The organism is Micromonospora sp. NPDC049175, from assembly GCF_043197345.1.
Taxonomy (GTDB): Bacteria; Actinomycetota; Actinomycetes; order Mycobacteriales; family Micromonosporaceae; genus Micromonospora.
Genome location: NZ_JBICSY010000004.1, coordinates 250,081 through 262,487, shown reverse-complemented (window position 1 = coordinate 262,487; position 12,407 = coordinate 250,081). Strand labels below are relative to the sequence as shown.

Sequence of the window (12,407 nt, the reverse complement as noted above, 5' to 3'; positions counted from 1 at the left end):
ATGATTCGATGTGGGTTGTCTGACGTGGGTGAAGCCTGGTCGGAAGGGGTGTGGTCGGGGTGACGGCTGAGGTGCCAGCGCCGGCGGATCGCCGTGCGGGGGCGGCGGCGCGGCTGGACCTGGCGGCGATCGTGGCACTTGTCAGCCGAATCGCCCCGTCGGGTCGGCCGACGTTGGTGGGGGTGGAGGGGTTCGGTGGTGCCGGGAAGACAGTCTTCGCTCGACGGCTCGCCCGTGCGCTGGGCAGTTCCCATCCGGTGCACCTGGATGAGTTTCTCGTCGAGGGTGTGGTCAGCGACGAGGACAAGAGTGACTTCGATCGCGCGGAGTTCGCCAGTCGAGTGTTGGCGCCGGCTTCGCGCGGAGAGCTGCAGGAGTACCGGACGCTGACGGGGGTCGAGGGCGGACCGGGCCGGCGGGTGCGGGTCCCGGCGGTGCGGTACCTGATCGTGGAGGGCGTGTCCGCGTACCTCGGTGAACTGTGGCGCTACTACGACTGTCGGATCTGGGTCGACGCGCCGATGGAGGTGGCGAGGGAGCGAGCCAAGCAGCGCGACATCCGGCGGGGGATCTACGACTCCGCCTTGTGGGATGTCTGGGAACGCTCGGAGCTGGCCTATCGCGCGAAGCACCTGCCGCACACGACCTGCGATGTGGTTTTCGACAACGGGGCTGATCGCGGAGACCTCGGGAGGTGAACGGGTAAGCGTGCGGAGTGCGTCCGGGAGGCGGAATACCTGGTCGCGGCAGCATCCCCGCAGGGTGTCGGGGGTCGGTCGTAGGTTCTGCAACCGTGAGCGCCCTTCAGACCTACCGCTATCGCCAGCCGTCTACGCTGCACCGGGGTGACCTGGCGTTGCAGACCAGCGGCGGGCCCGCGACCAATCCGCGGTTCTTCTCCGGTTTCCTGACCACTCCGCAGGCGGCAGCGGCCGGGCTGCTGGCGGTCGCCGAAGTCGCCCGGACCCGTTACCACCAGCCGGTCAGCCCGGCGAGCCTCGATCCGGTGGTCACCGGCAGCCGGGACCGGATGCGCTTCGAGTCGTTCTCCGGCTGCTGCGGGGTGTACGCGCGGCTGGACGTCGTGCCGGCCGGGTTCGACGGCGACATCGTCGAGCACGGCACCACGAACGTCGACGTGAACGCGCCGCTGCGGGAGGCTCTGGCCCGGGTGGGTGGCATCGACCCGTTGCACCTGTCGGTCGGGCCGGATGACCTGACGGTGTCCACCCTGGACGCCGCGGTGGTGGAGAAGAAGGTGCCGCTGCCCGGGCGGTGGCTACGGGGGTTCGCCGAGGTCCATCTGATCGCCACGACCATGCGACGGCGGGCGGAGGTCCCGGCGGCGGAGGCGGCCGCTTTCCTGCGCCGGCTGCCGGCGGGTAACGACCGGTCGGTGCTCTGGGTCGTGCCGGCCGGGCGTTCGCTGCGGCCGACCTCGTGCCCGGTGCCCGGCGCGGTGTGCCTGGCCGGCGCCGGACGGCTCACCACGCTGCGTGGGCTGCTCCGGTACGCGAAGACCCTGCGGGTGTACGGGCCACCGGCGGCGGCCGGGTCGCCGCCGCTGCCGAGCGTGTGGGAGCTCGACACGGGAGCACTGCGGCTGTCGCTGACCCTGTCACCGGAGTCCTACCGGGGCTTCTCCGGCGAGGGCGGCGCGCTGACCGCGCTCGCCTCGGACGACGTCGCCGACGACGCCGCGCTCGTCGCCACGCTGCTGTCCTGGGAGCCGACGATCGACGTCCACGCGATGGCCGCCGCGGCGGGGATCTCGGCTGACCGGGTCCGGGCGGCGCTGACCCAGCTGGGCACCGCCGGCCGGGTCGGCTTCGACGTGGCCGAAGGGGGCTACTTCCACCGGGTGCTGCCCTACGACGCCGGCCGTGCCGAGCGGGACAATCCTCGGCTGGTCGGGGCGCGGGCGCTTGTCGAGGCGGGCGCGGTCACCCCCGACGGCGAGGCGGCGACCGTACGCCACGGCGACGAGGTCTACCGGGTCCGCCGCCGGCCGGACGGCTCGTACACCTGCTCCTGCCCCTGGTGGGCGCGACACCGCGGCCAGCGCGGGCCGTGCAAACACGCGCTCGCCACGACGATGGTGGGCGCTTCGGTGGAGGTCGGGGCGTGAGCGATCCGTACGATTTCCTGGCCCGGAGTGACGTCGGCGCGGCCGTCGATGCGGTCACTGGCCTCGACGAGCAGGGACGGCGGTCGTTCGCCGACGGGTTGGTGGCCCACGTGCGCCGTCGGCGCGACAACTGGTGGTGGAACACCGAGGCGACGGCCCTGGCGGTGACCGCGGTGGGGTGCCTGCCCACCGCCGCCGCGACGGCCGAGCTGCTCGGCCGGCGCAACGTGTCGCTGCGGGGCGCCGACGCCGAGCTGGTGGTCCAGGTCGCGCGGGCGCGCGGGGTGCCCTGGCTGGCCGAGTTGGCAACCCGGCTGGCGGATCGGCTCCGCCGGGGCGACCCGATGGACGGCTGGGCGTTCGTCGCCGAGCTGATCACCGCCGAGAAGGCGGCGGCGCCCACCGGTGACCAGTTCGTCGAGGGGTGGCTCGCCCTGATGGCGTGGCCGCCGGAGGCGCAGCGACGGGTCCCGCTCGTGGACCGGCTCCGGGCGGACGTGTTCCTCGACGCCCTGGTGCCGCGCCTGTTCGAGGTGGACGGCGTCGGGACGCGGATGACCTTCGACGAGTTCATGACCGACGAGGATCTCGCCCTGCCGCGAGCGCTGACGCGCCTGGCCGGCGAGGGCCGTCTGGACCGGACGATGCTGGTCGACGGCTGTGTGAGCCGGCTGTTGCGCGGCGACCGACCGGCCGCGTTGCGCGCGTTCGTCACCCTGCACGGCCTGCTGGAGCCCACCGCCAGCGAGGTCGACAGGCGTCGCGGCGACTACCTGCGTCTGCTCGCCGACGCCCCCGGCAACGTGGCGTCGATGGCGCAGAAGACGCTGCGGGCTCTCGACGGCGTGGAGGTCGAGGGGCTGCTCGACGCGTCGCGGGCCGTTCTCGTCCGGCCCGACAAGGCGCTGGTCCGCGCCCAGCTCGGCTGGCTGGACCAGCTCGCCCGCCGGCACCCCGACCGGGCGGCGGAGATCGCCGAGGTCGTCGCGACGGCTGTCGACCATCCGGCGGCGGACATCCGCGACCGGGCTGGCACGCTGGCCGCCCGGCACGGGCACGTGGTCGCCCCACGGGTCGTCATCGGCGTGGTGGGCGACGACCTGCCGCCACCGGCCGGACCGCTGCCCGCGCCCGCGGCCATCACCGACCCGGACGAGCTGGCGGAGGAGGCCGCCTCCCTGCTCAGCGGCCCCATGACGGCGTCCGGTCTGGAACGGGTCCTCGACGCGGTGGTCCGCCTCGCCGGTGCCGACCGGGCCCGACTGAAAGACGCCCTGCTGCCGGTGCTGCGACGGCACCGCACCAGCGCGGAGGAACACCCGTGGGATCCGTGCTGCCTGTGCGGTCTCCTCGGCGGGGTGCTGCACGCGGCGGCCGACCCGGTCGAGGCGGGCGCACGGCGGGGACGGTGGGCCGCGACGCTCGCGGCGTTGCGACGCCGCACGCCGGGCGGACCGTCCCGCGATCCACGGGTACCCCCGCCGCATCGGCTGTTACGCGCCCGGCTGGCCGAGATCGGTGACCGCGTCGGCGCGCCCCAGCACCCCGGTCTGCTCGCGGCCCCGACCACGGCGAACGGCGCCATCGACCCGGAGGTGCTCTACGACCGTCTGGCCCTGCTCGGCCAGCGCGACGCGTGGGAAGTGGACCTGACGCAGGCCCTGCTGCGGCTGCCCGCGCGAGTCGACGAGCCCCTCGCGGCCAGGGCGGCCGCGCTCGGCACGCCCGCCGGTGACCGGCTCGCCGGATGGCTGCGGGCCGGCGGCCTGCCGACGCCGGACCATCAGGTGGTCATCCTGCCCCGCCAGGAGCGCCGACAGAGCTACTACCGGGGGTACGACGAACCGCCTCAACAGCGGACCCACGTGGGATTCAGCCCGCCGGAGGGCGTCGACGACCCCTTCGGCCTGCTCACCGTGCCGGCCGGATCCGTGGAGAGCTACGTCGGCGACGCCGCCCGGCTCTGGCCAGCCGTGCTGCCCGGCTACCGGGGGCTGGTCGCGGCGTACGCGCTGCCCGACATCGCGAGCGGCGCCGACCAGGACGTGTCCGGCGGCGCCGCGATCCTGCCAATGCTCGCCGAGTGCGGCGGCGACGGCGGTCCCGCCGTCGGTCTCGCCCTCGCCTACGGCCTGGGCGCCCGACACGAGTCCGACCGGGTCGCCACCGTGGACGCCCTGCTGATGCTGGCCGCCGCCGGCGACCTGGACGCCCCCCGGGTCGGAGCCCACCTCGGCACCCTCGCCGCCGTCGGTGACCTCACGCCGAACCGCGCCGTGCAGCCGCTGCGCGACGCGGCCGCCGCCGGTGCCCCGCTCAGCATCTGGCGCCTGCTCGCCGCCGCGTTGCCCCCGCTGCTGGCTTCACCGAAGGCCCCGCGCGGCACCCCGGACCTGTTGAGCCTGGCGGCGGAGACGGCGGGCGCGACCGGTGCCCGGATCGACGTGCCCGGCCTGGCCGAGGTCGCCGCGCGCGGCGGGTCGAGCCGGCTGGTCACCGAGGCGCGGCGCCTGGCCGGCGCTCTCGACAGGTGACGCCTGGCCGAGGGGGATTGGTCGGGTGAACAACAACCCGCACCCCAACCAGGGGTGAGCCCGACCCGGTGCCGGACATACTGAGGGGTGTGAATAAGCCGTACACCTATCTCTTCGTTGGATACGCCTCCGACCGGGCCGCCGTCCGCTACCTGAACAGCCTGCACGGGCTGGTCGAGACCATGCGCCACGACCACCCGGGCAGAGTCGAGGCGCGCGTCGAACTCGCCACCGGTCCCGAGCACCTTCGCGATCTCCTCTCGACCGAGTCGGATCTCCTTGTGTACGGCGGCCATGCCGGCGTGGAGGAGGGAAGCCCCTACCTGGGCGGTGGTGACGAGTCGCTGTACCTGGACCATCTGCCTGACCCCCAGGGCACAACGATCAAGGCAGCAGGGATCGTCTTCGACTGCTGTGAAAGCGGCACAGAAGACTTCATCGCCGCCGTCGGCAGACGAGTCGATGCGCCAGCCGCCTATCTGGGATGCAACGGCACCGCGCCCTACACGCACGGACCCGTGCTACTCCCGGTCCTTCTGGCACAGCTGGCGTGCCCGAAAGAACCGGCAACGCCCAGCTGCACGACATACCGCAGGGCGATGGAGCAGACCCTGCTGGTGGCCAAGACCGTCTGGCGCGCCGACTGGGAACGGTGGGTCATCACCGATCTCACACCGCCGGCCAGCCATGGCACGCCTCTCCAGCAGCGTTCACCTGCGGGCCCAACGGGCACCGCCGCGCTCAGTGGCGGTTGAGCTGCTGCTGGATCCGGGCAATCGCCTGGGTCAGCTCGTGCAGGGCTGTCACCTCCCGTGCCTCGGACGAACCCTCGCGGCTCAGCCGGTCCACGTCCCGGGCGAGCGCGCGAAAGCTGTATCGGGCGCTGTTGAGCTGCTCGATCGTTCGGATCGGGGACCTTTCGTAGCGCTGCACCAGGGAGTTGAACGTGGCCACGCAGGCGGCGACGGCCTCGGCGCGCGCCACCTGCTTCTGCACCTCCCGGACAGTGTCCAGGCTGGCCCGGATCGTCCCGGCCAGGTCGCGGCTGGGAGCGCCCACCTTGGGGTCCCCGGTGGCCTGCGCGGCCAGACGCTCGGCCTCCACCAGCACGTCGTGCGCCTCGTCGAGAGTCGGCGTCCGCTGCCCCTCGAACTGGTCGAACAGGCTGCGGAACAGCGCCACCGCGTGCAGGAAGGCGACCAGGTTGCAGCGGTCGTCGATCGCTTCGGCCGCTTCGAAGTACGGCTGTGCGCCCTGGTAGTCCTCGTTCTCCAGGGCTTCCATGCCGACTGTCAACTCGTCCTGGACCAGCCACTCGATGAGCCACTGCAGGGTGTCGTCGTCGATCGGCTCCGCGTCCGCCCTCCGTCGTGCGCGCCCGATGAGGCGGAACCCACGGGCGGCCGCCCGTTCCTGGGCATACGAGCGGATCGCCACGAAGTGCTCGCTGTCACCGATCGCGCCCGCACACGTTTCCAGGAGGTCCAGGGCCGCACGGGTGTTCCCACGGCGCAGCGCGTGGCGCGCGGCCTCGATCTGCGGCTCGCTCTCACGCTGGGCGATGACCCGCAACAGCTTCTCGAAGCGGCCGGCCTCGGCCGTCGCCCGGGCCTCGCCGAGCTTGCCCGCGAGCAGGAGGACCACGCACAGGTTCTGTCGCAGGGTCGGGTGGTCCGGCCGGTCACGCAGCCGGTCCCGGATCCGCTGTTCCGCCTTGTCCAGCAGGCCCTGGTCGATGAGGTGGTTGAGCTCGGCGGCGAACGCGCTCAGTTCGGCCCGGTCACACTCGGCCGCCAGCGCGGCCGCGAGCCGGATGCCCTGCGGATCCCTGGCCTGCTGCCGGGCCACCGAGATCGTCTTGGCGGCCTCGGCGAACTCGCCACGCGCGATCTGGCAGCGGCCTCGCAGCAGCCAGGCCGAAAGGCTGCTGCGGGTCAACTCCAGCGCCTCGTCCACCAGGTCCAGGGCGGTGTCATAGTCGTCCTGGCCGGCAGCGCGCTCGGCACGCTCCAGCAGCCGCTGGACCTTGAGATCCGACTCGCGGGCCCGCACCGCGCGCATCTGCTCGGCGAGCACCGCGGGGTCGTCCACGGTCACCAGGCCGCCGGTCATCGCCACGTCGTCGGGCGACGCGGTGGCGAACGTCCGCGTCCGGCCGATGTCGACACCCAGGTCGCGGCTCAGGCTCTCGGCCTGCCGGCGCAGCCGGTCGAAGGCCTCGTCGCCGTTCGGCTCGTAGTGCAGGCCACCCATGTCAGTCCCCCACCGGCGGAACCGCGCCGCGGACATTCACCACAACCCCGCGGACCTGCGCCGTCTCGCTGACGTGGTCGAGTTGGGCGATCAGGAGCACGGACCGGCGCAGCTCCGCGCCGCGCAGCTCGTCGCCGGGCGTCAGCGCGGCGATGTCGAACGTCGGGTCAGGCAGGGTACGCAGGCAGTCGGCTGGGGTCAGTCGCTGCCGGCGCCGCCACAGTGCCGTCATGGTCACGTCTCCACTTCGCTCAGCAGCTTGTCGCCGAGCAGCGCGAGCAGCTCGGCTTCCTGGTCCTCGATGGCCCGGGCGTACTCGGCGATCTCCCGGCTGCGCTGCTCGATGCTCACGGTCAGTTGCCGGGCGCCGCTGAGGTCGGCGGTGCCACCCTGGTGCTGCACGAGGTCGTTGATCCGGGCCATCAGCAGCTCGGACCGGGCGTGCATCTCGGCCACGGTGGGGGTCGACACCCGCTTGCCGATCAGCGCGGGCCGGGTGTCCCAGTCGCGCACCTTGCCGTACCGGGACATCCGGGCCAGCAGCGCCTCGCGTACCTGCTCGCGAACCGTCGAGTCCTGCACGTACCGGTCGAGGATCTGCAGGTACGTCTCGGCCGCGTCGCGGTTGGCCCGGCGGGCCCGTTCGTCGTGGTTGAGGATCTGGAGCACCTCGGGATCGCGGGTGCCCAGCTTCTGCGCCTCGCGCAGCACGGCCACGGCGGCCCGGGAGTCGGTCTCGCTCTCGGCCAGGTAGTAGCGCAGCAGGCCGACCACCACGTAGACGTCGCTGAACTCGGGGTCCAGTTCCCGGGCGCGGGCGAACCGCTGCAGGGCCCGGTCGATGTAGTCGCGGGCGGCGGACTGGGCGTAGCGCGGGTCGGCCTCGGCCCAGGCGCGCAGCACCGCCATCCCGCGCAGGAAGTGGATGTCGCGCAGGGTACGTTCGGCCTCGATCTCCTCGGCCGGCCGGTTCGCCCGGATCATCATCTCCTCGATCCGGGCGGTCAGGCCCGGGTCGGCGGACTGCGGCGGCCACGTGGCGGTCAGCGCCTCGGCCGGATTCAGCAGGGCCAGCGCGGCCACCAGATGTCGCTCGGTCTCGGCTGCCGAGTGTGTGCCGTCGGCCAGCCAGGTGCTGAGCGCCAGGCCCAGCTCGGCCGAGGCCAGCAGCGGTCCGCGCTGGGCACCGTCGATCCGGCCGGCGGCCCGCAGCAGCGACTCGAACTGCTCGCGCGCGGCCGGCACATCTTTCTCGAAGAGGGCCTTGGTGCCGACCAGTATGTTGCGGTTGCGCAGGTCGACCGGGACGTGTTCGGCGAAGTCGTCGAGCCGCTCGACCTTCTCGAACAGCTCGGCCGCGGCGTCGACGCGGCCGTCCCGGAACGCCGCGAACGCCCGCTGCGCGGTGACCACGCCGTAGAGCTTGCGCACGTTACCCGGGGCTTCGCGGACGGCCGGGTCGAGCCGGTCGAGCACGGCCTCGGCCCCGTCGAAGTCACGGCGGTCGGCCCGCAGCTGGGCGAGAAGGTACGCCGCCTCGACGTTGGCCGGATCCTCCCGGTGCAGCTCGGCGAGGCGGTGCTCGGCGGCCCGCCGGTCGTCGAGGCGGTACATGGCGAAGGCGATGAAGAACCGGGCCTCGGCGCGGGCCTGCTCGGGCAGGGTCGCCTCGAGCCGGGTCAGCGCGGGCAGGGCCAGGTCGTACCGTTTGGCCTGGATCTGGGCGAGCGCCTGGAGGTAGGGCCGCAGGTACCGGCGCGGGGCCAGCACCCGCAGGTAGAGCATCGCGCCGCCGACGGCCACCAGGAGCAGCACCACGCCGAGCAGGAGGGTTTGCCCGATCCCCCCGGAGTTCTCCGTCTCCTCGGCCGCGCCGCCGCCGGCGGCCGGCCCGGTGGTCGTGGTGCCGGTCTGGCCCTCCGCCTGGCCGGCGGCCTCGGGTGGCACGACGATCGTGACGTTGATGTCCTTGTCGCCGCTGCGCACGGTCGCCGGGTACTCGCCCGGCGCCAGTTTCTGCCCCTCCGGAACGGTCACCGTGACCGGGCCGCCCGGGGTGGGTTCGGCCGCGGCCGGCGACCCGATCGCGATCAGGGCGATCAGCGCGGCGATCAGGACAGCGGCCGGTCGAATGCCTCGTGCCACCATTGCGCCTCCGTCTCGGTCAGCATTCCCACGGCCCGCATCCGGTCGGCGCGGTGGTGCCCGATCTTCGACACCTCGGTGGCGTTCGCCTGCTCGCCCAGCTCGAGCCAGCACTCCCGGTAGAGCCGGAGCACCTCCAGATCGCTGGGGTCGGCCTCGGCGGCCGCGTACAGCTCGTCGGCGGCCCGGCTCGGCTGGTGCCATCGCCGGTACAGCCGGGCGGCCCGCAGGTACGGGTCGGTCCCGGCGTCCCGGTCGCTCTTGAGCGCGTCGAGGTCGGCGAGGAGTTCCCGACTCGCCGGGTCGTCCGGGCCGGGTGGTGGATCCGCCTGCTCGGCCAGCTGCCAGAGCGCGTCGGCCCGCAGCCGCCGGGCCCGCCGGGCGTCGGGCAGGTGTCCGGGCAGGACATCGAGGACCTCGCCGACCAGGTCCCGCACCCGCCGTACGTCGCCCAGCTCGGCGCTGACCTCGGCGGCGAGCAGCGCGCCCCGCAGGTACCGGCCGCCCTCGTCGCGCCGCAGCCAGGAGAGCATCTCGACGGCATGGTCGGGGTTGGCGCTGCGGCGCGCCTCGGCGAGGGCGAGCACGTCGGTGACCGCGTCGATCGCCGCCTGCAGGCCATTCACCTCGGCGGGGCGTACGGCCGGGTCGGCGAACCGGTAGTGCCGGACCACCTCGAAGAGCGAGCGCACCTCGGCGGACGCTTCCAGGAAGGCGGGGATCTCGCTGGTCCCGGCGGCGGGGTGCAGCAGCGCGTTGCGTGCCTGGTCGGTGACCGCGTCGTCGCCGGCCGGCTCGCCCGGAGCACAGCCGGCGGCCTGCGCGGCCAGGGTGCCGAGGGCGTACCAGTCCTGGGCCCGCGGATCGGCGTGGATGCCACGGACGGCCTCCGGTGCGATCGCGGCCAACACGTGCCGGTCGACGCCGAGCAGGTCGCGGGGTGAGGGAAGGCTGACCGGAGGGCAGGGCAGCAGCCACGGATACCACCGACCGGCGGTGCGCCGCAGCACGATGTTGCGCAGGTTCAGGCCGAGCGGCCGGACCGGGCCGGCCAGCCACTGCGGGAGCACGTCGCAGACCTGGCGCAGCAGGAGCAGCCGGTCACGCCAGTGCGGCGCGGCCGACATGCCCTCCTCCAGCGTCCGGCACTCCGCGCCGGCCTCGTACTCCACGTAGTAGTGGGAGCCGGAGAAGCCGTGCCCGGCGATCGGCGCCATCCGCGGGTGCTCGCGCTGCCGCAGCACGGCAAGCGCGTCCCGGAACTGGCGGTCGCTGAACCGCTGGCCGACGAACCGGATGATCCGGGGCTGCTCCGGTTCGCGGTGCGCGCGCCACAGCGACCCGCGGTCGGTGACGCCGAGCGGCTCGCCGAGCCGGATACCGTTCGGGGCTTCCACCTGGGTTACCCCCTCAGCTCCCGGTACAGGTCGTAGAGCTCGTCGCCGAGATCCTCCACGTCGGGCGAGCCGGACTGCACGGCGGCGACGAAGGCGCGGTACTTCTCGGTGAGCTGCTCCCGGCCGACCGGGTTGAGCTGCGGGACGAGCTTGTAGACGCGGCGGGCGGTGGACTTGAACTCGTCCGGGGTCTCGGCGGGCGGCGGTGGGAGGGGCTCGGCGCTCGCCGGCGGCCGGCTGCCCGGCGGCTTGGGCAGGCCACTGTCCGGCGGCCTGGGCAGGTTGGTGCGCGGCTTGGGCAGGGTGGTGGTCGTGGGCGGCGGCTCCTCGGTCGCGGCGCCGGCGATCACCGCGGAGAGATGCTTGCTGCTCTCCTCGATCTGCTCCCTGGAGGCGCGTACGTTGCACTGCAGCTCGGTCTGCCACACCTGGTTGTCCGGCAGGCCCCGCACCGCGACCTTGAGCAGCCCGTGCACGTCCAGCGAGAAGGTCACGGCGAACTGGTAGTAGCCCTGCTCCTTGGCCTCGGGCAGGACGATCGGCAGCGTGCCGATGAGGTCGTTCTCGAAGGCCACCGGGTGCTCACCCTGGAAGATCAGGACGTCGATCTCCTTGGCCCCGGCGCCGTTCGTGAAGTTGTCCTTGGTGACCTCGCCCGGTATCCGGCTGTCCTTCTCCAGGATCGGCACCATGTCCGCCCGGTTGGCCAGGATGCCGAGCGTGTGGCTGGTGACGTCCTGCAACACCAGAGCGCCCTCGCTGGCCGCCGGGCGGTCCTCGCTCAGGTCGATCGCGATCTCCTCGCCGCCGTACGACTCGGACGGCGTGTACTCGCGGGCCACCATCCCGGCGCCCCGCGCCACCACCTCGTCCGGCTTGATGTCCGCGCGGATGTCCTTCGGCTCCAGCCCCAGGTGGTCGGCGAGCAGGTTCCGGATGCAGGCGATCTTGGTGGAGCCGCCGACGAGCAACACCTGCTCGATCTCGTCGCGTTCGATCCCGTTGCTCTGGTGCGCCGACTCGATCGCCTCGTCCAGGCACTCGAGCGACCGTTGCAGCAGGTCGCTGATCAGGCTCTCGAAGACGGCCCGGCTCAACGGGATGTTGACGCTCAGCGTCGGGGTGAGGAACGGCAGGTTCAGCGTGGCCGTGTTGGCGACGGAGAGCTCCCGCTTCCGCATCTCGGCTTCCCGCTTGACCCGCTGCCAGACCGCCGGGTCGCCGGTGAGGTCGACGCCGTGCTGCTTCTGGATCTGCTGCAGCACGTACCCGGTGATCCGGTCGTCGAAGTCGCCGCCGCCGAGCCGGGCGTCACCGCCGGTGCCGACCACGCTGACGTTGCCCGGACTGACCTGCACGATGGAGACGTCGAAGGTGCCGCCACCGAGGTCGTACACGGCGTACGTGTGGGTCTGGTCGTCGTCGATCTTGTCGGCGCCGAAGCAGACGGCCGCGGCGGTGGGCTCGTTGAGCAGCATGCGTACGTTCAGCCGGGCCATCTGGGCGGCGTCCTCGGTGGCCCCGCGCTGCGGATCCTTGAAGTACGCCGGCACGGTGATGACCGCGTCGTGGATCGGCTCGCCCACGATGTTCTCGGCCTGCCGCTTGAGCTCCATCAGGATGAAGGCGGAGATCTCCTGCGGCAGGTACTCACGGCCGCGGAACCTGATCCGCCGGGGCACACCGGGGTCGCCGGGGTTTGCCGGCTCCACCTCGTACGTGCCCATCTCCCGCTTGACCTCGATGACCGTGTTTGTGGGATCGCTGACCAGGTTGTTCTGGGCCGGCGTGCCGACGATCACCGCGCGGTCGGCGTCCAGCCCGACCACCGACGGAACGGTGCTGAGACCGAACGCGGTCTCGATGATCCGCACGTCCTTGCCGTCCCAGATGGACACGGCCGAGTAGGTGGTGCCGAGGTCGATGCCGATCACCTTGTGGAATGGCATG

General features: G+C 72.7%; 9 protein-coding genes. 4 read left to right on the top strand and 5 right to left on the bottom strand.

Annotated features, from left to right (window positions below):
* Positions 1-59 precede the first annotated feature (59 nt).
* From ACGFH8_RS18395 to ACGFH8_RS18380, 4 genes are all read left to right on the top strand, one after another.
* Entirely contained in the window at positions 60-698 is a 639-nt protein-coding gene (locus ACGFH8_RS18395; protein ID WP_393368317.1) for a uridine kinase, read from the top strand.
* Positions 699-793: 95 nt separating this feature from the next.
* The gene (locus tag ACGFH8_RS18390; protein WP_393368315.1) at positions 794-2,128 is read left to right on the top strand and encodes an SWIM zinc finger family protein; all 1,335 of its coding nucleotides are present in this window, start codon (positions 794-796) and stop codon (positions 2,126-2,128) included.
* Positions 2,125-4,662, top strand: a complete 2,538-nt coding sequence (locus ACGFH8_RS18385) for a hypothetical protein (protein ID WP_393368314.1) — start codon at positions 2,125-2,127, stop codon at positions 4,660-4,662. Before ACGFH8_RS18390 ends, ACGFH8_RS18385 begins: the two co-directional genes overlap by 4 nt.
* Before the next feature lie 89 nt (positions 4,663-4,751).
* Entirely contained in the window at positions 4,752-5,417 is a 666-nt protein-coding gene (locus ACGFH8_RS18380) for a hypothetical protein (RefSeq protein ID WP_393368312.1), read from the top strand.
* Here ACGFH8_RS18380 and ACGFH8_RS18375 read toward each other — a convergent pair.
* From ACGFH8_RS18375 to ACGFH8_RS18355, 5 genes are read right to left on the bottom strand one after another with little or no spacing between them, the layout of a single operon-like run.
* Positions 5,404-6,915 (bottom strand): tetratricopeptide repeat protein, encoded by a 1,512-nt coding sequence (locus ACGFH8_RS18375; RefSeq protein WP_393368311.1) that lies wholly within the window; start codon positions 6,913-6,915, stop codon positions 5,404-5,406. The genes ACGFH8_RS18380 and ACGFH8_RS18375 overlap by 14 nt on opposite strands.
* 1 nt (position 6,916) lies before the next feature.
* The gene (locus ACGFH8_RS18370) at positions 6,917-7,153 is read right to left on the bottom strand and encodes a hypothetical protein (protein WP_393368309.1); all 237 of its coding nucleotides are present in this window, start codon (positions 7,151-7,153) and stop codon (positions 6,917-6,919) included.
* Positions 7,150-9,063, bottom strand: a complete 1,914-nt coding sequence (locus ACGFH8_RS18365; protein WP_393368307.1) for a tetratricopeptide repeat protein — start codon at positions 9,061-9,063, stop codon at positions 7,150-7,152. Before ACGFH8_RS18365 ends, ACGFH8_RS18370 begins: the two co-directional genes overlap by 4 nt.
* The gene (locus ACGFH8_RS18360; protein WP_393368305.1) at positions 9,027-10,457 is read right to left on the bottom strand and encodes a hypothetical protein; all 1,431 of its coding nucleotides are present in this window, start codon (positions 10,455-10,457) and stop codon (positions 9,027-9,029) included. The genes ACGFH8_RS18365 and ACGFH8_RS18360 overlap by 37 nt, the downstream gene beginning before the upstream one ends.
* Positions 10,458-10,462: 5 nt before the next feature.
* Positions 10,463-12,406: an Hsp70 family protein gene (locus tag ACGFH8_RS18355; protein WP_393368303.1), complete on the bottom strand. Its 1,944-nt coding sequence runs from the start codon at positions 12,404-12,406 to the stop codon at positions 10,463-10,465.
* Position 12,407 lies beyond the last annotated feature (1 nt).